Consider the following 20,931-nt stretch of genomic DNA (forward strand, 5'->3'; position numbering starts at 1 on the left):
CAAATGGACTAATTAGCAATTGCTAATAGAAGTTCCATATTTAGTGAATTCATGTGTTTTAGCTGAAGGTGATTGGGGGTGTAGAATGAGCAAAGTTCCTGTTGCGGAATTGGCATCACTATTAAATGACTGGAACATGGAAATCAAAAAAGATCATGCAGATGAGGCAGAACGGTTATTTGCCAAAGCGAAACAAGCGGTAGAGGAAATTGACGATGCGGATATCCTCATATACTATTCTCTTCTTGAGAAGAGACATCACATTCTGATGTACAATTTAAGAGGGCAAAAGGGCAATGTTTCAACGAAAAGCATAGAGGGTCATTATGGAAAAAAAGAAGATGACCTGTCTAACCGTCTTGCCTATTATTTTGATTTTTATGAGGGTGTGTATGAGCAGCATCAAGGTAATTATGAGGTTGCATTGCAGATGTATCAAAGTGCTGAAAAACTCTTAGATAAAATTCCAAGTGAGATCGAACGTGCTGATTTCGATTTTAAAGTGGCATGGCTTTATTACCGGCTCAGTCATATTATGCTCTCACTAAGCTATATCCGCAGAGCGCTCTACGTCTATAAGCGGCACAAGCAGTATGAAAGAAGAACGGCCCTTTCATACTCTCTTATAGCAGCGAATCTAACAGAGATCGGCCGGTATGAAGAGGCGCTTGAGAATTATCGTCTGGCAGAAAAAGTTTTGACAAGCGAGCAGGATGATTTTATGCTGGCTCAGCTTCATCACAATGTGGCCATTTTATATTCATTTTGGAATAAACCGAAGGAATCGATACGTCATCTTGAAAAAGCACTGTCCCATCAAGAGTATTATGATTCAGATTTCTTTTTCCATTCTACGTATCTGATCAGCCGGGAACTCTGTGTGATTGGTGAAAAGCAGCGTGCAAGCCAATATATAGAGGCTGCATATGCCAGAATGAAAGATGCTTCTCATGAAGTGTTTCAGCTAAAAATAGGCATCGTACATGATCTTTACTTAACGCATGCACAGCAAAGATTTCAGCAAATTGATGAGAAATTAAGAAAGTTAGAAGAGAAGAATGAATATCATGAAGTAAAAGAGCTATCACAATTTGCAGCAAAATATTGTGAAAAGCAAGCACTTTATGAGCAGTCTGTTTTTTACTTGAACAAAAGTTTAGAAGCGGATTTACATATGAAAAGAATGGGGTTGATTTAAGATGAAAACAGGATTAAAAGTATTATTCGTTGTTGGTTTAGCGGTCGCTGCGACTGTTCTGACGCAAAACGTTGCAGGTTCATTCGAAGTTGCAGAAAAAATCATTGGTGGTTAATACCATTTATCTCTCGCCCTTGTTGATATCGTCAGCAAGGGTTTTTTGTGTTTTAATAGGCTCTTCTTATTAAACGCTGCAAGAACGTTTAATAAGAAGAATTCGCAACAAAGGGGGTGTGCAAATTTATTACCTGCTCCATTATTCTAAATAAACATAGGGCAGAGCAACAAGTTAAAAAGGTCACTTTTCTTTGCTTAATTTAATTTTTTGCAGGACTTTTCATTCAAATTTTATCAAATTGGTCTAATATACATAGAAGGAAAAGAAAAAGCAGGGGCACCGCCCCATTTGTCATGCATATGATGAGATAAGGTCTGATTCGAAGGCAGGTGATTGTATGTATCCACGGGTTTATGGTGGTTTTCATGGAGGCGGATTTACAGGAGGCGGGGCTCATATTGGGCCGGTTGGTTCCCATATCGGCTTTGGCGGGTCTTATTTGAGCCCTGGTGTGTTCTCTGGCTTGGGAGGTTTTCCTGGGTACGGGGGATTCGGGACATTTTCTGGATATCCGTATGGCTCTACGTTCATCATGGGACGCCCTCCTGGTTTTTATGTGAGGAGTTATTAGTTTAAGAGCACAATAATTGAAATAGCCAGAGAGGCTATTTCAATTGGTGAAAGTGCTTTAATGCAGCAGTTATCACAATGACCCCTAGGATGATGATAGGCAGCCAGATGATGATAAATGGATCGTAACGATCTGTATATGCAGCAATAGCTGCACCTAGGCAGTAGAAGACAATAGAGCCTATTCGCATCAAGCTTACAAGCTGGATAGGGGCCTTTCTTTTTTCCCGGTATGATATACGCTGAGCTGCATCTTCAAATAGGTTAGCAAGTGTACTCGTGAGAACGGTTGTGGAAATGCCAGCAACATTCAATTTACGAGCGGCTGCTGTCTGCATACCCATAGCCATACTTAAAAGGATGATCAGCATAAAGTAAGCACCTTGTGTATAATGGAAAACGGTCATGAGAGCAAATAGAAGCAAAATCATCAATTCGATGATAAAAATGCGTGTAACGGCTTTTGGCCAAAACGTTTTCTCATGCTTTCCGCCTATCACAACTGCAAGTAAAACCCCTAAAACGAACCCACTTAGAGCAATGATGGAATGAAGGGCTGTTAGCTGCAAGGAGCTTCCTGCTGCAATGCCAAGCAGCACAATATTACCTGTCATATTGGCTGTAAACACATGCCCTAGGCTTAAATAGCCAATCACATCCACAATTCCTGCGGAAAGACATAAGAAAACCAAAGCTGTATTTCGAAATGAATGTGCGGTCAAAATAGTCATTCCTTTCTTCCTCTCTAATGAATAAGTGTAACGCTTTATGACCGCGAATGTCCATCTGATGAGATGGTCACATGTGTGCAAGCTGATGTAAGACTTGTCTAAAAGTATCATCATTCACAAGGTGCCTCATGCGGCGGAACGGATCGCCCTTTTCCTTTAAACGCTCTATAACAGCCGGCATCGTAAAAAGAGAAGGATGAAGCTCATCATGATAGAGTTCGTCCCATTCAAGCGGTGTCGCAACAAGTCCAAGCTCATTTCCTCTTGGGGAATATGGAGCGATGATTGTTTTCCCAGCATCATGCTGAATGTAGTCTAAATACAAGCGATTGCCGCGGTTTTTCTTAAGACGTTCCAGAGTAAAAAGATCCGGTGCTTGCTCACATAAAAATTGGCATATAAACGCGGTGAATTGTCTTGTTTCTTCGTATGTGAAGGCGTTTTTCTTTAAAGGAATATAGACTTGAAGCCCTTTACCTCCGCTTGTTTTAATAAAGGCTGTGAGGAAAAGCCCGTCTAAAAGCGCTTTTATGCGTTTAGCCGCTTCTATGGCTAGATGAAACTCATTTACAGATGGCGGGTCCAGATCAAAGACGATTTCTGTCGGCCGATTCGTATCTCTTGTTTCAAAAGGGATATGAAATTCCATTGCCAGCTGGTTGCCAAGCCAAAGAAGCGTACGAGGATCATTACAGACCGTATAAGAAATATCATCAACTTCATCTGTCAAAACAAAATCCGGCGCATAATCAGGTGTCGACTTTTGATAAAAGAATTCATCTCCAGTGCCGTGTGGATACCGAATTAAAGTAAGACGCCTTTCACGTAAAAAGGGCAAAAGGTAGGGAGCCGCTTGTCTTAAATAAAGTAAGTAATCTGCCTTGTTTAGTTGAAGAGCCGGGACAATCGGTTTCTCAGGGTGAGTGACGTCTATAGCAGCAGGGAGTGGATACAGCTGTTTGAGCATTTGCTGAAATGTACATGCTGCTGGATCAGCATCTAGTAAAAAGGAAGAAAAACGCGGCTCTCTTAACGCCGATCCATCAAAGGATATACAAGCAATGCTGGCAACGATAGAAGGAGGGATTTCGTATAATGATCCTCCTGTTAACTGGCCTTTTGTCTGAAATAGCGTACGCAGCGTTTGTTCTTCTTCTTTAGAAAATCCATGCTTGAATTGTACAACCTCGATGAGAGCCGCATCTTGATAAATGGAACCTTGGAAATAGCCATTTTCTTTGTCAAAACGGGTGACAATGACAGAGACATACCGCCAGTTTTTCATTTTCAGCCATTCTTTTGAACGAGTATTGTCATGCCATTTACTCATCTTTTTTTTCGCTACTAGTCCTTCTGCTAAATACATCGTCATCACGTTTTTCATGTATTCAGAGTCTGGATCTGTATGAATGACCTGCAAAAGGGAAGGGTGCTCAAGTCGAACTGATGAGGGGAGCTTTGCTTCTTGGAATAATTGCTGCAGCTGATTTTTTCTTTCCATCAACGGTGAATCAACGATAGGTTTCCCTTTGCAGCTTAATAGATCGAATGCAATAAAATGACATGGAAATCGTTCAGCCTGTCTTTGGATGGCTTCTTTGTTTTTCAGCCTGCCTCTTTGCTGAACCTTCGCAAACTCACTTTGCTGTTCACTTAGTAAAAAGACCAATTCTCCGTCAAGTGTCAGCGGTAAAAAAGGAGCAAATTGGTCTCTTAATTGTTCGCACTGATCCATCACTTCAGGAAATTGCTTATTCAGCTGTTTTCCGGTCCTGCTTTCTAAACGAATCTCGTCTTCTTCCCATACAAGAATAGCCCGAAATCCATCATATTTTAATTCATACACCCAGTCTGCACCGGCAGGTATATCATGTGCAGGTGTTAATCGCATAGGTTTCATTGTGCATGTCACTTCCTTATATCATGTGTTCTTAGAGTGGGATGAAATTTTCAATCACATACATAAGTCTGATGAAAACATTACATAGTAAGGAGAAAAGAACGGAGGAAGCGCGATGCATACAGTATGGAAAGGCGGCATTAGTTTCGGATTGGTCAATATTCCAGTCAAGCTGTTTACCGCTACAGAGAACAAAGACATTAAATTAAGACAGCTGCATAAAGAGTGTCACACGCCCATTAACTACAAGAAAGTATGTGCCAATTGCGGTGAAGAGGTAGCGCCGGAACAAATCGTCAAGGCGTATGAATATGCGAAAAATAAATTTATTGAATTGGACGATGAAGAGCTGGAAAAACTGCGAAAAGAAAATGAAGAAAAAGCCGTTGAAATCATTGATTTTGTGAAGATTGAAGAGATTGATCCCATCTATTATGAAAGAAGTTACTTCTTATCACCGGATACTGGCGGAGCAAAGGCTTATTCATTATTAAGAAAAGCTTTAGAGGAATCGGGAAAAATTGGTGTCGCAAAAATTATGATCCGCTCAAAGGAGCAATTAGCGATCGTTAGGTGCTATGAACATATTTTGCTGATGGAAACCATTCATTTCCCTGACGAAATTAGACAAGTATCAGATGTACCGAATATCCCCCAAGAGGAGAACATTGTAAAGAAAGAGTTAGATACAGCGCTCCTTTTAATCGAGCAGCTGACCACGACATTCGATCCAGCGGCATATCAAGATGAATACAGAGAACAGCTGATGAATTTAATTGGCGATAAAATATCTGGAGAACATACCGTTCAACCAGAAACGACAGGCAAAAAAGATCCTGCATCCAATGTGACTGATTTAATGGCCGCACTACAGGCTTCGATCGACCGATCAAAACCAGCCAAAGCGAAAAAAGCAGCACCTAAGAAAAGAAAAACACCAGCGAAAAAAGAAAGGAATGCATAAAAAAGACCGCTGACTAGCGGTCTTATTGCGGCTTTAACACATCCTGGATCGTCCCATCTTTTCGGTGAATGACAACGGAAGTTCCTTTATTAGCTGAAATCTCCTTTGCCCGGTCAATTGCTTCTTGTTTTGTTTCTTTGACCTCACTTGCTCGTTTCGCTTTCTCTGTTTGAACCGCCCAGCCTTCCTCGTGTTTCACAACATGCTGCGCCTGATCCATGAGCTCTGGTCTTGCGGAGCTGCTGTTCTCAGAAGGTTTGACAGAACCATGAGAGGAGAAATTTTCTACCTCTTTCTCCGTTGCGTTCTTTTTCCACTCTTTCGCTTGACTGATTGCAATTGGAATGGCTCTATTTTCCTCATAGCCTTCCTGAATCATTTTATTAGCAATCTCAAGCGCTTTTTTTCGAATGACGTTGTCTAATGATTGAAATGAAGCTGGATAATCGTTCATTGTCCAAGGCATAAGAAACGCTCCTTTCTTTTATTTGAACACCTTCCCCCATCTGTAATGGATCAAACATTCAAGTTCTCTCAATCCAATGTTGGGGATAAAATACATCGTTTTGCTGAGGCAGAATCTCATCAATTCCCGCAGAATAGAAGGTAGAAAAGGAGTGATTTTGATGATGATGAAAGGTTTGTATGAAGCACATTTACCTGTGAGTGATTTGAAGGCATCGATTGCGTTTTATGAAAAATTGGAATTGACACTTGCTCATGAAAATGAACGAGTTGCTTTTTTATGGATTGAGAAAGGAAAAAGCTGGCTTGGCCTGTGGAAAGTAGATATAAACAATTTTCCATACCATCCCTCGACTCGGCACGTTGCCTTTCAAATTACAACGTCCAGTATCGAACAGATTAAGACTTGGCTGATTGAAAGAGACATCAGCATTCACCCAATGTTTGGTTTTTCAGAAGAAAAGCAGCCTTTAGTTCTCGATAATCCGCCGCAATTTCATGCAGCGATCTATTTTCTTGACCCAGATGAGAATCTGCTTGAATGCATTGCGCCGCTTGAACTTGATACAGCAGACAACTACGATATCATGACATATGAGAACTGGGATCGAAAGAAAAATCCGTTTATTGATTGACAAAATCACTCATTGTAACTATATTGATTACAACGGTGGTGAAAGATTGTGAAACAAATTAGCAGCAGGTATCCGATTGCTGTTCATATTGTGTCATTTATTGCAGGTGTTCCAAAAGAGTGTACAGGTGATTTTATTGCAGAGAGCGTGAATTCAAATCCAGCCATTGTTCGAAAAATGATGGCAATGCTCAAACGGGCGGGTCTTATTGAAATTCGCCGCGGAGTAGGCGGTGCTTATTTAAAAAGACCGGCTGAGGACATCACGCTCTTAGATGTGTACCGTGCTGTGGATGTAAGCGAGGATGAAGAATTATTTAACTTTCATCAGCCCGTCATCGCATGCCCGATTGGTCAAGCGATGGATACGAGACTGCGGCATGAACTAAAAGAAGCACAAGCTGCACTTGAGAATCACCTAAAGCAAGTGACAATTCAGCAATTATTAACAGAGGCGGAATAAAAAAGCTCGTACTTTGGAGCTTTTTTTACACCTTTGTTGTAACCATTTTGATTATAACGTATGCACATCACCGTTGAACGAAAAATGAGGAGGTCAAACAAATGAAATTATTAGTAACAGGTGCAACAGGACAACTTGGGACGCTCGTCGTCAAGCATTTGCTCACAAAAGTACCGGCTGAACAAATTGCAGTCAGTGTTCGAAATCCGCAAAAAGCAGCACATTTGAAGGATGCTGGGGTGGATGTACGCCGTGGAGATTTTACTCAGCCAGACACTCTGACATCAGCATTTAAGGGCATTGATCGTCTGTTGATCATTTCAACAGCGGATGGTGACCGCGTCGAGCAGCATAAAGCGGCAATCGAAGCGGCAAAAGCAGCAAATGTGGCATTTATTGCTTATACAAGTGTTGTCAATGCAAGAGAGAGTCAGCTTATCCTTGCAAATGACCATGCTAAAACAGAAGAAGCCATTGTGGCCTCTGGCATTCCTCATGTATTTTTAAGAAACAACTGGTATGTTGAAAACGAAAAAGATACGATTCTGGCGTCAGTCAGCGGCGCACCATTTTTAAGCCCTATTGGCGAAGGAAAGGTTGGCTGGGCAACAAGAAATGACTACGCAGAAGCGGCAGCAAATGCGTTAACACTTGCCGTACATGATCAGGAGATATATGAACTGTCAGGACCGCTTCGGACGCATAGTGAACTTGCACAAATTGTTAGTAAGGTGAGTGGAAAAGAAATCAAAGTAGAAAAAATAGATGTAGACACATTTGGAGACTTTTTAGCTTCAAATGGTGTACCAAAAGAAGCAGTGCCATTTGTCAAAGCCATTCAAAGCGGCATACGCGATGGTGCTTTAGCCATCGAAAGCCAAGATTTCGAAACATTACTAGGCCGGCCGTTAACACCTATTGAAGAAAGAATTCGTGAATTGATTTTAAAATAAACATTGAAAACGCTCTTAAAAGGGCGTTTTCTCATGTGGATTATGCTTCAAGCATCATTAAGTTCCTCTCCAACTGTAGCCCTGTCAATATAACGTTTTTTTATATAAACAGATCAACTCAATGGTTAATCTCCCTCTTATTTTTTCTACTCTTACATCAGCTTTATACCCGTAGGAGTTAACAATCTTTTAACCAACAAAAAATAGTAAAAAAGTATCTTTTTTTCATATGATAATGTTGAACTCTAATTTTATTTATTGTGGGAAAAATTAATAGTAAACATTCTAAAATCCTAGCCGCTTTTGGGATGGTCTTTTTATCTATTTTAGTGATGTTTGGAACTATTGGGTCACCAGTGAAGTATAATCAAAACGAATTTAGTAATTCTAATATTCAGACTTTAGAAAAATCATCATTAGAAGTGAACCTTGCCAAAATCATTAATAAATATAGTAAAAAGACTACTTGGAACCAGGCTCAAAAAAAGGCATCCAAAATTGTCAACATGGTGATGACGGGGTCTGACGTTGCTTCGGCAATATCTATAGTGTTAGGTGCCTTTTCATTTGGAACCGTAACGGCTATCGCTTGGGCAGCAAGGATGTCATTAAAGTGGTATATCAAACGAAAAGGTAAAAAAGCAGCTGTTACATGGTAAGTAATGAAGAGTAGTTATGATTCTCATAACTACTTCTTCTTTACTAATTACGTATAAGGGGAGCCGTGTGGTGAAAGGAATTGTAGAGGGCGTCAAATCATTCGTATCTGTATTATTTGAACCAATATCTTTATTTAATAAATTAATTGAAAAACCTAAGAATTTTTATCCGTTCATTTTAATTATGCTAATAGGAATATTTTTAGTGCTATCCACCTCACAATTTTTAATACAGGAAATTTCTCACCTGTTTGAATTAGAAGAAAAGTTGTCTAATTCAGCTATTATAATTGGTATTTTCACTTTTATTATAAGTGGGGGATTACTTATAGAGTGGTTGATTCAAGCAATTGTCATCTATTTTATGGTATCACTGTTTTCTACTGAAAACCGGGAATTCAGAGCGGTATCCAGTATTATCGGTTATAGTTGGGTTCCTATAGCCATTAAGGTGTTTTCTTTCTCGTTATTAGTTATGTTTTCTGGAGAATTGTACGAGATTAAAGGATTTTCTGGTATATTAAAAGATACCGATAATTCTCTTTTAAGCAGCTTTTTAAAAAATATAGATTTTTTTGTTATTTGGCAGTACATAATCATGTATTTAGGTGTGAAAATTTTGTTAAGGGGTTCTAGTAAGTGGATGTCCATAATGATTATCGCTTTCACCTTCTTACTAAACACAATTTTAAAAATAATTCCAGAGATTTTCACTTCATTTATGTAATTGTTTTAACCCTATAATCAGTTAGTAGGATGTGATAAAATGTTACGAAAAGCCTCACTTTCTTATTTTATTGCAAGCATTATTACAATAATAGTCATTTTGATTGAAGTTGGTATCCGTTCAGCAGTTGTTTCTCCATTTGTTCTACTTGATTCGAACAAAGATAACAATCCAAAAGTATTAATCTCCCATTCCCTTTATCAAGGTGATTTTTTATTAACTTATCAAGAAGGTCACTCCAAAGATCGATCAGAAGCAGCCTTTCAATTGGGGGGAAAGCACATACATTTCACGGAGATTCCATCTAGGGATGGAATTAGCACAATTGAAACTGACAAATTAATGAAAGATAAGGCAACAGTTTTTCTAAGAAGAGGTTTTGTACCTATTCATGATGATAAAATCAAGATGGAACAGGTATCGCAAAATCCTTTTTTCTCTAAATACAATCTAACGAATTTAACAGAAACTACTAAGGTCAAAACAGGTTTTAAGCATAATACCACATATATTATATTAATTACGTTAATGGGAATTCTTTTTCCAGCTATGTTATTTTTATTTTTTAATCTTCATGAATCTATGAAAAACCTATTCACATTATTTATTCCCTTTGTTTTAGCCATTTTTCTTCCCTTGGGATTAAATTATTATTTCTTAATGGGATATGTGCTATCAATAACAGGATCTTATGTATTAAGCATTATTTTCTCTATACTTGTACCTAGTTTCCTGTCAATTTTATTGACAGCTTATTCATTTGAGTATACTACAAAAGATACGCCTGAAGATTTAGAAGAAAATGAAGGCGCGTCAGGAAATTCGTTCTTAATGAATGTTAGGGAGCAAGTTGTTTTGTTTGGTGCTGCCACCTTATCTTTGTTATATTTCGGATCATATTTATTACTTCCTTTGTCGTTTCAAGCGAAGATGATGGATAACCTTTTTCTATTTTGTGGCTGGTACTTCGCCCTAATCCTATTATTTATTTTTGGTTACTCAATCATTCAAAAAATAATAAACAAATATGAACTTTTAAATACGGAAGCATTCATGAATATTCGCAAGGATATTGAGAATAAGACAAACCAAAAGGTAAATATTTGGGTGAAAAAAGACTCTCAACAGGATGTGAATGCATGGATATATTCTTTTAAACTTCCATTTAAAAGAAGAGTCGATGTGTATGTGACAGAAGGGTTGTTAGATAAGTTTGATAAAGATGAAATTCGTGCTATCTTATACCATGAAATGGGGCATGCGAAGTTAAAACATGCGCATTATACCATGTTTCTAACTTTGATCGTAACATTATTTATGGGCATCAGTATGTATTATGCCAGACAGGTTATGCTTGCTAACGGATGGTGGCAATATGTTCTTATTTTCCCAGTAGGAGTAATTCTCATGATTTTCATTACGGAATGGTTGCCAAAGAAAATCAGCCGGTTATTTGAGATTCAGGCTGATAACTTTGCTGTTTCCCATCTTGAGAATAAAACACTGTATCTCAATACTTTGATTAAATTAAGTAGTCTTATTGAAGAAGAAGAAGGAGATTATGGAAGAAAGTCTGAATGGCGTGAAAGTCACCCCTCTTTTGAAAAACGAATTGAGAACATAAAGAAAACCAATTGATTCAACAAGGTGATTATATGAAGGCTAAACTGAACCATTCCAAATATAATTGGCTAAAACTATTTATAAAGAGAAATTTCCGGGTGTTGAAGTTGGCTTTATTAGTTGTTTTTATTAGCTTTTTCGGTACTATATTATTCTTATCGATTAACAATGATATCAACGTGACTACCATTCCCCTTAGTTATTTGGAGGAAGGGGTTAGTGATAGTGAGAATGATGGATTTGCTGTTTTCTCAATTTTTTCGCATAATTTCATTATCTTGCTGCCAGCGTTAATTGGAGTTTTTTCGCTCGGTTTTTTATCAATAATATATGTTTCCTTACAAGGATATTTACTTGGAGTATCCATCTATAGCATCTCTCAAACAATGTCAATTTCAACTGTAATTACATTCACAATATTTCATGGGATTTTTGAGATGATTGCTATAGCTCTAGTCACTGCATTTGCTATAAAACCTGGTGAAATAACGATTGAATCCATTCGTGGAAATCGGAAATTTATACAGAAGCAGGACTTAATAGATATGGTTGTCCTACTTATTATGTATATTATTTTTTTATTCACAGCGTCATTGATTGAGGGAATAATACTCCTAAGTATATGATGTTAGTTTTAAATATCATTTTGATGTTTAGAGGTAGATGGATATGAGAGAAATTTATTTGATTAACAAATATAAATTTAGAAGCATCTTAAACAGATTTTTGTATATCCATAAAAATGGGGGAATGCATAGTGTTTATCTCCCATTTCTTGTAGGAAGTATCATCATCACTGTTACTTTGACTATTATTAATTTTTTTACTTCTTATACAGTTGAATTTATGCTTGAAAATTTAGAACCATTAACTAGAAAAGAGCAAAGTGAATGGGCCTATAGACTATTTTTATTAATAATATTGTTCATTCTGACTAGCAATGTTTATTCTAATGTGTACCGTATGCTAGAACTTAAAGACTTTAAGTTACTATCTTCTATTGTTCCATCTGTTAATAAAATAATACTCAGTAAGTTAATTGGGCGTGAATTATTTAAAAGTTTACTACTATTCGTAATATTCGTGCTCTTTTTCATTCATATAGCCACAAAGCTGAACTTTAGTTTAGCAACTGGGATGTTTTTATTTCTTTTTATAACTCCTATAATATTAATTGTAGCGACGTTAAAAATCTATATAGTGATGAAAATAATTTCGGCTAAAGTAAGTAAAAGAATTGGATTGAATTATAGCCTGTTTCTTTTATTCACAAAAATAATAATAACTATACTCTTTTTTTCTATTCTTTTTCCTTTTATTGAATATATACCTAGTAGCTTGGTGAGGGAAAATTACTTATTAATTTACAACCATTATATTATCCAGTCTTTACTAGTGTTCTTTAACCCATTTCATTTTATAAGTGATGAATGGACAATTCTCTCTATCTCCTTTTTTATAGGGATTTGTATTTGTTGGTTAATGGGTAAATCTTTAAAACATTTAGAAGTCTATACATATATTGTTTTTTTTCAGCGGAATAATTCCAATGTCACTGGAACAGAGATAAGAAACAGTTTATTTAATTTGTATTTGTCCAGATTGTCCATGGTTCTAAAATACCTTAAATTTATTCCAATTTTAACAAGGAAAATTGTTGAAAAAGATTATAAACATTTTCAAAGAATCCAGATGTATAGATTTAATCAAACATTTTTATTAATTATCTTTCAATACATATTGATATTTATACCTTATTATCTTTTAGCCTCCAAAAATATTTCTTTTATAGAGGGAAATCATTTATCGATCTTTGCTATTCTCCATCTTTCAGGAGCCGTCATGGTAATCCATAGACTCTTTAATAGATTTTCGCCTGACTTTGAAGGAAAAAGTTTCGTTTACCTTTTACTTACTCCTGTGAGAGTAGAAGAAATTTGCTTAGCGAAGGTGCTTAGTTTGTTAGGAGTTGCACTGCCTTTTTCAATTATTGTTAGTTCAGCAACCTGTTTAGTATTTGACGTCAATTTCTTATTAATTCTTCCTTTAAATCTATTTACTACGGTTGTTACAATACTAATTGCTCTAGTCTCCAGTATTACCTTCCCGAATTATGAAAGAGAAACCTATCTGGATTTGCCTAGTACAAGGTCCAGTATCATGAGTAAATTTTTGTCGAGTTTGTTTATTATCATTGGGAGTTTAATCATCATGCTCTCCAAAAATTCTTTGTTAACCGTAATATTATTTTCGTCCATGGCATTTATGATTAGCTCAATACTCTTCCATTTGTGCTGTAAAAAATTAACTAATTCAGAATTTAAAAACTTCTCATCTTTAAGTGAATTTAGTGAGTAAGGATGATTATATGTTAAATGTAGTGAATATTTCCAAGTCATATGGCAGTATACCTGCGATAAAAGAAATAAGCTTCCACATACGTTCCGGTGAAATTTTAGGCTTATTGGGTTCAAACGGTGCGGGTAAAACAACAACTTTATCTATATTATCGGGATTAATGAAACCTGACAGCGGATTTGTAAGTTTATATGAGGTTGAGGATCCCAATGAATATAAGTCACAGATTGGCTGTGTATTCGATGACTTAAGTCCATATGATTATTTAACAGGTAGAGAATACGTAACCTTCATGGGTGAATTAAGAGGAGTTCCTTCCAATCAAATTGATCTTTTTATATCCGATCTATCCCAACTACTCTTTCTTGAAAGAAAAATTGATGTCTTAATCAAAACCTATTCAAAAGGTATGCGTCAAAAAATTATATTAATGGGTGCCTTAGTTCATAATCCGGTTCTCTTGATTATGGATGAACCATTTACAGGATTAGATCCAGAAAGCATAAAGGCAATTAAAGATTATTTAAAAGCCTTTACTCATAAAGGAAACTCCATCATCTTCAGTACTCATATACTTGAAGTAGCAGAAAAATTATGTGACAGACTAGTAATAATTGAAAAAGGAAATTGTATTGCCACCGGTAGCTTAGAGGAAATAAGATTGCAAGACAGTCAAATGAATGGAAATACTCTTAGTTTAGAAGAAGTTTTTCATATGTTGACACATTCTTATAGTAATTTTAAAAAGTGATTGGTTTGAAAAATCACATAATAACATTGATTACAACACTAGTAAACAAAGATACATTCTTCATAAAAGGGAACATAAGGATTTAAAAGCGCTTTTTCATTAACACCTATAATTAATTCCAAAAAATAAACATCAAAAACGCCCTATGAAAAGGGCGTTTTTTCATTTAGTCACACGAATCATAAGGACAAATTTTAGACAAATCACTTCGTTGAAATTTCAGAAATTTGGGATTAAAATGAAATTAGGGTCTGTTATTTAGTCATCAGATGACCAGAATGATGAATCAAAATGCAGCAATAGAAGGGAAGTTCGCCGATGAAAGCCCATTTATTCGTTACTTGTTTAATTGACACGATGCAGCCAAATGTAGGAAAGGCGACAGTGGAAGTATTGGAAAGACTCGGTGTTGAAGTGGAATTTCCAGAAACACAAGTGTGCTGCGGGCAGCCAGCCTTTAACAGCGGCTATACAAAAGAGGCAATCAAAGCAGCGAAAAACATGATCAAAGCCTTTGAATCAGCTGAATATGTTGTGACACCATCAGGTTCGTGCAAGGCGATGTTTTTAGAATACCCTCATCTTTTAAGAGAAGACCGAGTGTGGTCGGCCAAGGCTGAGGCACTTGCCGCAAAAACATATGAATTAACAGAGTTTATTGTTGATATATTACACATGACAGATGTAGGCGCGAGCCTGAAAGGAAACGCAACCTATCACACCTCTTGTCATATGACGAGACTGCTGCGCATTAAGGAGGCACCTTTTACCCTATTGTCAAATGTCAAAGATTTGACGATGAAACCATTGCCCCGCGCAGAAAATTGCTGCGGATTTGGAGGAACCTTTTCAGTGAAAATGACCCCTATTTCTGAGCAGATGGTTGATGAAAAAGTACAAAGCATAGAGGAGACAGGCGCCGAATATATCATTGGTGCTGACTGCGGGTGTCTGCTGAACATTGGCGGGAGGCTGAACCGTCTTGATAAACCCATTCAGGTCATGCACATCGCAGAAGTATTAAACAGCCGCGGACTTTAAGAGGAGGAACGGCACATGAGTATGAAAATTGGAGAAAAGGCCTTTAAAGAACGGATCGGGGATGGCTTAGAAGACGCTGTCATGAGAGGTGCTGTCTCCTCAGCACAGGAACGCCTGTATAAAAGAAGGCTGACTGCAAGCGAGGAGCTTGGCAATTGGGAAAAGTGGCGTGAGCTTGGCGAGGAAATCAGGCAGCATACGCTGACGCATCTTGATGATTACTTATATCAATTAAGTGAAAGTGTAAGTGCACGCGGAGGTCATGTCTTTTTTGCGAAAACAAAGGAAGAGGCATCAGCATATATTCAAAACGTGGCACAGAAGAAAGCAGGCAAAAAGGTCGTCAAATCAAAATCAATGGTCACAGAAGAAATCGAGATGAATCAAGCGCTTGAAGAGATCGGCTGTGAGGTGGTCGAAAGCGATCTTGGCGAATATATTCTGCAAGTGGATGACCATGAACCGCCTTCACATATTGTGGCACCCGCCCTTCATATGACGAAAGAACAAATACGGGAAGTATTTCATGAAAGGCTTGGGTATGAGATGTCAGACACACCTGAAGAAATGACGAGTTTTGTGAGAGCCCTCTTGCGTGAAAAATTCCTCGAAGCTGATATTGGTGTGACCGGCTGTAATTTTGCAGTGGCCAACACAGGGTCCATCTGCCTTGTGACAAATGAAGGGAATGCGGATCTTGTCACGGCTATACCGAAGACGCATATTGCCGTTATGGGAATGGAGCGGCTTGTTCCAACAATGGAGGAACTGGATGTCCTTGTGGGTCTTTTGTGCAGGAGCGCAGTCGGTCAAAAATTAACTAGTTATATTTCTGTCGTGGGACCAAAAGGAGAAGGAGAACTAGATGGACCAGAAGAATTTCACTTGGTCATTGTGGACAATGGGCGGTCAAATATATTAGGAACGGCCTTTCAGCCTGTTCTCCAATGTATCCGGTGCGCAGCCTGCATCAATGTATGCCCGGTTTACCGGCATGTTGGCGGACATTCGTACGGTTCGATTTATCCGGGGCCAATCGGAGCTGTTCTTTCGCCGCTTCTTGGCGGCTATGATGACTATAAAGAGCTCCCCTTTGCATCAAGTCTGTGCGCAGCCTGCACGGATGCTTGTCCAGTGAAGATTCCGCTTCACGAGTTATTGATTAAACATAGACAGGTGATCGTAGAAAAAGAGGGCAGAGCGCCTAAAGCTGAAATGATGGCGATGAAAATGTTTGGTATGGGGGCATCGTCTCCCGGAATGTATCAATTTGGAACAAAAGCAGCCCCTGCGCTCTTGAATCGTATGGCTTCAAACGGACAAATTTCAAAAGGGATAGGCCCTTTAAAGAATTGGACAGATATTCGTGACCTGCCAGTTCCAAGTAAAGAAAGATTCAGGGATTGGTTTAAAAAGAGACAAAGGGAGGAGAAGTGATGAAGGGGACCATATCTCACCGAGAGTCGTTTCTATCTCATATCCAGCAGCAATTAGGCAAAAACTCCTCCCCAACTGCAGCAATTCAGCGTCCGGAATGGAGGCATCAAGTCCAGTGGGAAACAAACGGAAGTTTGTCTAAAGAAGAGCTAGTCGAGCAATTGAAAAAGCAATGTCAGCAAATTCACACAAGAGTGGTCGAAACAACACCGGAGGAAGCGCCCTCTGTATTACGATTATTGATAACAGAATATGGTGAGGGTGCTGTGATGACATCGCGTGATCGGCGTTTTGAACAATATGGTTTCCTCCCTATGTTTGACAGCTTGCAACAGGAAGGAATCTCCATCACCAGCTGGAATACAGATGCATCAAGAGAAGAAAAATTAAGGCAGGCAGAACAAGCGAAATATGCAGTTGTGTTCAGTGATTATACCCTTGCAGAATCAGGTACAGTTGTCCTTTCATCCCACCAAGGTCAAGGAAGAGCGCTGCATTTTTTACCGATGATGTATATCGTGTGTATAGAGAAAAGCTCAATTGTTCCGCGGATGATTCAGGCTGTTTCGGCTCTCAATCGCTCAGTAGAAGAGGGGGAGCAGGCGAAAGGCGCCATCCATTTTATATCAGGTCCAAGTAATTCTGCCGATATTGAAATGAATTTAGTGGTGGGGGTTCATGGCCCAGTTCAGGCCGTTTATCTGTTAATAGATGATGAATGAAGGCTTTCGTCATGAAAGCTTTTTTTCATCCAGAAAGCTCGCGCCAGTTTTAAAAAATCATCTTGCCACTAGGTGAATGGACATAGTAAGATGACGACATACAAGATGAACTGCTCATCTACTGCTGATGTAAAGGAAGCTGCTAATGGAAATGAAGACAACTGCTCAAACGAAATCAATTGCACTACCGCTTGTGATTTCAATTATTGCCATTTCGTTTTCTGCAATTATTGTGAAATGGTCAAATGCACCTGCTGCTATTTTAAGTATGTATCGAATGATCTTTGCGGCGGCTCTCATGCTGCCGTTTATCCTACCTAGAAAAAAAGAATTTCTCTCGATAAAGCGAAGAGACTGGTTTTTCTTATGTATGTCAGGCTTCTTTTTAGGGCTCCATTTTGTGTTGTGGTTTGGCTCACTGAAACTGACGACAGTGGCAAGCTCTACCATTATTATCGCCCTTCAGCCGATGGTCTCCTTATTAGGCGGATTCCTCATTTTCCGTGAACGAACAACAATGTCTGCTCTATTGACGATGTGTGCAGCGATTGTTGGTGCCCTCATGATAGGCTGGGGAGATATTGGTCATAGCAAGGAAGCCATCTTAGGAGATATTTTATCCTTTTTGAGTGTGATTGCTGTTGTTTGTTATTTGTTAATAGGCCAACAGGCTGTAAGAAAAATATCTCATTGGATTTATAGTTTTTGTGTATTTGGTTTTGCCGGTCTTTTTTTAATTTTATTCAACCTGCTTCAGCAAACCCCTTTCACAGGCTATCCGGGTAAAGAGTGGGGAATCTTTTTATTGCTCGCCATCATTCCCACCATGTCTCATGTCATTAATAATTGGCTTTTAACCTATGTGAATGCGACAACCATTTCAATGAGTATTCTTGGTGAACCTGTTGGGGCAACGATCCTTGCTGTATGGCTGCTTGGAGAGAAAGTCACTCTGCTTCAAATGCTTGGCGGCCTGCTTGTTCTTTTAGGCGTCTTTTTCTTTTTGATGCAGCAGCGTCAAGGAATCGTGATGAAAACAAAAAAATCCGGTTAACTTCCGGATTTTTTACTCTTTTAAATCGTTTTTTTCAATCACTTTGTTTAATCTTGCCTCGATTTTTTTCAATTCCATTCGTTTTCTTCTGATCATGCGAAACGCGATGACAATGATTGTCACAATAAAGGCAATGAATAGAAGAGAGAACATTTGAAATAGAAGATCTCCCATGTTGAATGCCATATCCTCTCTATTAGACATACGTAAAACCTCCTTTTCTATCTATATATTACCATAATCATTAAAAGATTGAGATTTATCCATAATTTATCTATAATAGGTAAAATATCACTCATTAAAGGAGAACCAATATGAGAACTTTAGTCCTTTTACGAGGTCTCCCAGGCGTAGGTAAATCAACATGGATCAAAGAACAAGGCTTAGAGCCTTACACTTTATCAGCGGATCAAATCCGGCTGTTAACGCAGCCGCCGCAGCTATCAGTCAATGGGAAACTAGAAATTTCAAGCAAGCATGACCACAAAGTTTGGTCTTTATTATTCGATCTACTCACGGCCCGTATGGAACGCGGAGACTTTACTGTGATTGATGCGACACATATTTCAAGTAAATCGATTTCTCAATATAAGTCTTTAGCGACTTCGTATCGTTACAGGGTATATGTCGTCGATTTCACGCAGGTGCCCCTTGAAACAGCTCTTTTGCAAAATCGCTCACGTGAATCTCACAAAGTGGTGCGGGAATCTGTTTTGTATCAAATGAACGAGCGGTTAAAAACAGAAAAGGTCCCGTCATGGGTGACTGTTTTGCAGCCGGAGGAATATCCGCAAGTGATGACCTATCAGCCTCGATCCTTTGATCAATATGAGGCCATTCATGTTTTCGGAGATATTCACGGTTGTTACACCGCACTTACCACCTATTTGCAAGGAGACATCAAAGAAAACGAACTTTATATCTTTACAGGGGATTTGCTTGATAGGGGAATAGAAAACAAAGAAGTATTAGAATGGATGCTCGCCCATAGAGAATGCCGGAATGTCATCGTCATTGAAGGCAATCATGATCAGCATTTATACCGGTTTGCACATGGTGAAAAAGTCAGAAGCAATATGTTTAACCGGCATACTGCGCCTGAAATCGAAGCAGCAGACTTTGATTTGAAGGAAGTACGAAAGTTTGTCAGAACCTTTCATCAGCTGACTTATTTTACGTACCATGATCAGACATTTCTTGTTACCCATGGCGGACTTGCTCATTTGCCGGAAGAGCTTCTTCATGTCTCAACACAGCAGCTCATTCACGGCGTAGGAGAATATTCAGATGACATTGATCACTTATTTGTTCAAAACACAGCTGGGCTGGATATCATCCAAATTCACGGGCATCGCAATTTATACAGACTGCCTATTCACGCAGCGGAAAGATCTTATAACCTAGAAGGCCAGGTTGAATTTGGGGGGCAGCTGCGGGTGTTAAAAATCACAGCTGAGGGGATTGAGACTCATGAAATTGACAATCCAGTCTACAGAGCCTCTGAGAAAAAACAATTGGCTGCTGTTCAATCAGATATTTCACTGGATGATTTTTTAGCTCATTTAGATCAGCATGAATACGTTCAGGAATTAAAGCTTCCACACCATATTTCATCTTTTAATTTTACGAAAAAGGCTTTTAGTGAACGTCAGTGGGATGATGTGAATGTGAAGGCAAGAGGTTTGTTTGTCAATATGGTTTCAAAGCAGATTGTGTCTAGAAGCTATAATAAATTTTTTAACATTGATGAGCGTCCGGAGACAAGAATGCAGCATTTAGTGAACCATCTTCAATTCCCTGTCGCCGTATATGATAAAGCAAATGGATACTTAGGAACTGTTGGGTATAACGAAATGGAAGATGAATTGGTGTTTACGTCCAAATCGTATACATCACATGTGAAACAAAATCAGCATGCTTCCTGGGTCGAAGAGCTATTTTATAAAACCTTCAGTGATGTCCAGGCTGACTACATCAAATCATACGTCCGTGACCACCATGTATCTCTTGTGTTTGAAGTCATTTTGCCAGAAAAAGATCCGCATATTATCACATATGAACAAGATCAACTCATTTTACTCGATATAGTGAAGCGGCAGTTAAGCTATGAAAAAGCACCATTCGCTGAAGTGAAAAGATTAAGTGAACAGCTGGGAATATCCTGTAAGCAGGAAGTGGCTGTTTTCCATGATTGGACGTCTTTTTATAAATGGTATCAGGCGGTCTCTCATGATGACACAATAAAAGAAGAGGGATATGTCATTGAGGATGCTCGCGGCTTTATGACCAAACTCAAGCTTCCTTATTATCAATTCTGGAAGCAGATGCGCGGGATGAAGCAGCGCGTTGCAGAGAAGCGTTCCTCGCAAAAATTTATGCAGGCGTTGCAGACAGCGGAGCAAGCTAGGTTCTATACGTGGCTTCTTGAGCAAGAAGCAGATCATGTGAGGAATAGCACAATTATTGAACTGCGGTCACAATTTGAACAAAGCGGTACTGCCCAATTGAATAATGGTGGGATAAATGCATAGTCTAACAAAGAGTCTTTTCTAAGGAAAAGGCT

21 protein-coding genes are annotated in these 20,931 nt (G+C 38.6%); 17 read left to right on the forward strand and 4 right to left on the reverse strand.

Going from position 1 to position 20,931, the window contains the following annotated elements; translation table 11 throughout:
- Nucleotides 1-85 precede the first annotated feature (85 nt).
- Nucleotides 86-1,198, forward strand: coding sequence for a tetratricopeptide repeat protein (locus tag AAYR28_RS08625; protein ID WP_120206972.1), 1,113 nt, complete (start codon nt 86-88; stop codon nt 1,196-1,198).
- 455 nt (nt 1,199-1,653) lie between these two features.
- On the forward strand, nt 1,654-1,887 hold the full coding sequence (locus AAYR28_RS08630) for a hypothetical protein (protein ID WP_041117487.1): 234 nt from the start codon (nt 1,654-1,656) through the stop codon (nt 1,885-1,887).
- A 34-nt stretch (nt 1,888-1,921) separates the two neighbouring features.
- Here AAYR28_RS08630 and AAYR28_RS08635 read toward each other — a convergent pair whose 3' ends face one another.
- Both AAYR28_RS08635 and AAYR28_RS08640 read right to left on the reverse strand, forming a co-directional pair.
- Nucleotides 1,922-2,617: a YoaK family protein gene (locus tag AAYR28_RS08635; protein ID WP_327827752.1), complete on the reverse strand. Its 696-nt coding sequence runs from the start codon at nt 2,615-2,617 to the stop codon at nt 1,922-1,924.
- 67 nt (nt 2,618-2,684) lie between these two features.
- Nucleotides 2,685-4,517, reverse strand: coding sequence for a DNA ligase D (locus AAYR28_RS08640; RefSeq protein WP_345808971.1), 1,833 nt, complete (start codon nt 4,515-4,517; stop codon nt 2,685-2,687).
- A gap of 115 nt (nt 4,518-4,632) precedes the next feature.
- Between AAYR28_RS08640 and AAYR28_RS08645 the strand changes: the two genes are divergently transcribed.
- Nucleotides 4,633-5,481 carry a Ku protein gene (locus AAYR28_RS08645; RefSeq protein WP_176967416.1) on the forward strand — a complete coding sequence of 283 codons (849 nt, stop codon included), beginning with the start codon at nt 4,633-4,635 and terminating at the stop codon, nt 5,479-5,481.
- A gap of 22 nt (nt 5,482-5,503) precedes the next feature.
- On the opposite strand, the gene AAYR28_RS08650 is transcribed toward AAYR28_RS08645, so the two are convergent.
- Nucleotides 5,504-5,947, reverse strand: a complete 444-nt coding sequence (locus tag AAYR28_RS08650) for a DUF2188 domain-containing protein (RefSeq protein WP_041117496.1) — start codon at nt 5,945-5,947, stop codon at nt 5,504-5,506.
- 160 nt (nt 5,948-6,107) lie between these two features.
- Between AAYR28_RS08650 and AAYR28_RS08655 the strand changes: the two genes are divergently transcribed.
- From AAYR28_RS08655 to AAYR28_RS08715, 13 genes are all read left to right on the forward strand, one after another.
- On the forward strand, nt 6,108-6,581 hold the full coding sequence (locus AAYR28_RS08655) for a VOC family protein (protein WP_342496173.1): 474 nt from the start codon (nt 6,108-6,110) through the stop codon (nt 6,579-6,581).
- A gap of 48 nt (nt 6,582-6,629) precedes the next feature.
- Nucleotides 6,630-7,043, forward strand: coding sequence for an Rrf2 family transcriptional regulator (locus tag AAYR28_RS08660; RefSeq protein ID WP_034283385.1), 414 nt, complete (start codon nt 6,630-6,632; stop codon nt 7,041-7,043).
- Between the two features lie 101 nt (nt 7,044-7,144).
- On the forward strand, nt 7,145-7,996 hold the full coding sequence (locus AAYR28_RS08665) for an SDR family oxidoreductase (RefSeq protein WP_176967414.1): 852 nt from the start codon (nt 7,145-7,147) through the stop codon (nt 7,994-7,996).
- Between the two features lie 260 nt (nt 7,997-8,256).
- The gene (locus tag AAYR28_RS08670) at nt 8,257-8,655 is read left to right on the forward strand and encodes an uberolysin/carnocyclin family circular bacteriocin (RefSeq protein ID WP_065214393.1); all 399 of its coding nucleotides are present in this window, start codon (nt 8,257-8,259) and stop codon (nt 8,653-8,655) included.
- A 70-nt stretch (nt 8,656-8,725) separates the two neighbouring features.
- Complete coding sequence (locus AAYR28_RS08675; protein WP_065214394.1) at nt 8,726-9,382, forward strand: YIP1 family protein; 657 nt, start codon at nt 8,726-8,728, stop codon at nt 9,380-9,382.
- Nucleotides 9,383-9,421: 39 nt separating this feature from the next.
- Nucleotides 9,422-11,020, forward strand: a complete 1,599-nt coding sequence (locus AAYR28_RS08680; RefSeq protein WP_176967413.1) for a M48 family metallopeptidase — start codon at nt 9,422-9,424, stop codon at nt 11,018-11,020.
- Nucleotides 11,021-11,112: 92 nt separating this feature from the next.
- The gene (locus tag AAYR28_RS08685; protein ID WP_176967412.1) at nt 11,113-11,631 is read left to right on the forward strand and encodes a stage II sporulation protein M; all 519 of its coding nucleotides are present in this window, start codon (nt 11,113-11,115) and stop codon (nt 11,629-11,631) included.
- Between the two features lie 43 nt (nt 11,632-11,674).
- Nucleotides 11,675-13,363 (forward strand): hypothetical protein, encoded by a 1,689-nt coding sequence (locus AAYR28_RS08690; protein ID WP_176967411.1) that lies wholly within the window; start codon nt 11,675-11,677, stop codon nt 13,361-13,363.
- 10 nt (nt 13,364-13,373) lie between these two features.
- Nucleotides 13,374-14,114, forward strand: a complete 741-nt coding sequence (locus AAYR28_RS08695) for an ABC transporter ATP-binding protein (RefSeq protein ID WP_065214398.1) — start codon at nt 13,374-13,376, stop codon at nt 14,112-14,114.
- Between the two features lie 318 nt (nt 14,115-14,432).
- Nucleotides 14,433-15,155 carry a (Fe-S)-binding protein gene (locus AAYR28_RS08700; RefSeq protein WP_176967409.1) on the forward strand — a complete coding sequence of 241 codons (723 nt, stop codon included), beginning with the start codon at nt 14,433-14,435 and terminating at the stop codon, nt 15,153-15,155.
- A 15-nt stretch (nt 15,156-15,170) separates the two neighbouring features.
- Nucleotides 15,171-16,592, forward strand: a complete 1,422-nt coding sequence (locus AAYR28_RS08705) for a LutB/LldF family L-lactate oxidation iron-sulfur protein (RefSeq protein ID WP_061109906.1) — start codon at nt 15,171-15,173, stop codon at nt 16,590-16,592.
- Nucleotides 16,592-17,314, forward strand: a complete 723-nt coding sequence (locus AAYR28_RS08710; protein WP_061109907.1) for a LutC/YkgG family protein — start codon at nt 16,592-16,594, stop codon at nt 17,312-17,314. Before AAYR28_RS08705 ends, AAYR28_RS08710 begins: the two co-directional genes overlap by 1 nt.
- A 145-nt stretch (nt 17,315-17,459) precedes the next feature.
- Nucleotides 17,460-18,368 carry a DMT family transporter gene (locus tag AAYR28_RS08715; protein ID WP_034283398.1) on the forward strand — a complete coding sequence of 303 codons (909 nt, stop codon included), beginning with the start codon at nt 17,460-17,462 and terminating at the stop codon, nt 18,366-18,368.
- Between the two features lie 12 nt (nt 18,369-18,380).
- On the opposite strand, the gene AAYR28_RS08720 is transcribed toward AAYR28_RS08715, so the two are convergent.
- Complete coding sequence (locus AAYR28_RS08720) at nt 18,381-18,572, reverse strand: hypothetical protein (RefSeq protein ID WP_034283400.1); 192 nt, start codon at nt 18,570-18,572, stop codon at nt 18,381-18,383.
- A gap of 110 nt (nt 18,573-18,682) precedes the next feature.
- Between AAYR28_RS08720 and AAYR28_RS08725 the strand changes: the two genes are divergently transcribed.
- Entirely contained in the window at nt 18,683-20,899 is a 2,217-nt protein-coding gene (locus AAYR28_RS08725; protein ID WP_345808972.1) for an RNA ligase, read from the forward strand.
- Nucleotides 20,900-20,931: the final 32 nt, after the last annotated feature.

This window comes from Bacillus safensis (assembly GCF_039619585.1).
GTDB lineage: Bacteria > Bacillota > Bacilli > Bacillales > Bacillaceae > Bacillus > Bacillus safensis.

Coding starts and splice junctions, on each gene's coding strand:
- AAYR28_RS08625 (WP_120206972.1), top strand. CDS start 86: ATGAGCAAAGTTCCTGTTGCGGAATTGGCATCACTATTAAATGACTGG.
- AAYR28_RS08630 (WP_041117487.1), top strand. CDS start 1,654: ATGTATCCACGGGTTTATGGTGGTTTTCATGGAGGCGGATTTACAGGA.
- AAYR28_RS08635 (WP_327827752.1), bottom strand. CDS start 2,617: ATGACTATTTTGACCGCACATTCATTTCGAAATACAGCTTTGGTTTTC.
- AAYR28_RS08640 (WP_345808971.1), bottom strand. CDS start 4,517: ATGAAACCTATGCGATTAACACCTGCACATGATATACCTGCCGGTGCA.
- AAYR28_RS08645 (WP_176967416.1), top strand. CDS start 4,633: ATGCATACAGTATGGAAAGGCGGCATTAGTTTCGGATTGGTCAATATT.
- AAYR28_RS08650 (WP_041117496.1), bottom strand. CDS start 5,947: ATGCCTTGGACAATGAACGATTATCCAGCTTCATTTCAATCATTAGAC.
- AAYR28_RS08655 (WP_342496173.1), top strand. CDS start 6,108: ATGATGATGAAAGGTTTGTATGAAGCACATTTACCTGTGAGTGATTTG.
- AAYR28_RS08665 (WP_176967414.1), top strand. CDS start 7,145: ATGAAATTATTAGTAACAGGTGCAACAGGACAACTTGGGACGCTCGTC.
- AAYR28_RS08680 (WP_176967413.1), top strand. CDS start 9,422: ATGTTACGAAAAGCCTCACTTTCTTATTTTATTGCAAGCATTATTACA.
- AAYR28_RS08690 (WP_176967411.1), top strand. CDS start 11,675: ATGAGAGAAATTTATTTGATTAACAAATATAAATTTAGAAGCATCTTA.
- AAYR28_RS08695 (WP_065214398.1), top strand. CDS start 13,374: ATGTTAAATGTAGTGAATATTTCCAAGTCATATGGCAGTATACCTGCG.
- AAYR28_RS08700 (WP_176967409.1), top strand. CDS start 14,433: ATGAAAGCCCATTTATTCGTTACTTGTTTAATTGACACGATGCAGCCA.
- AAYR28_RS08705 (WP_061109906.1), top strand. CDS start 15,171: ATGAGTATGAAAATTGGAGAAAAGGCCTTTAAAGAACGGATCGGGGAT.
- AAYR28_RS08710 (WP_061109907.1), top strand. CDS start 16,592: ATGAAGGGGACCATATCTCACCGAGAGTCGTTTCTATCTCATATCCAG.
- AAYR28_RS08715 (WP_034283398.1), top strand. CDS start 17,460: ATGGAAATGAAGACAACTGCTCAAACGAAATCAATTGCACTACCGCTT.
- AAYR28_RS08720 (WP_034283400.1), bottom strand. CDS start 18,572: ATGTCTAATAGAGAGGATATGGCATTCAACATGGGAGATCTTCTATTT.
- AAYR28_RS08725 (WP_345808972.1), top strand. CDS start 18,683: ATGAGAACTTTAGTCCTTTTACGAGGTCTCCCAGGCGTAGGTAAATCA.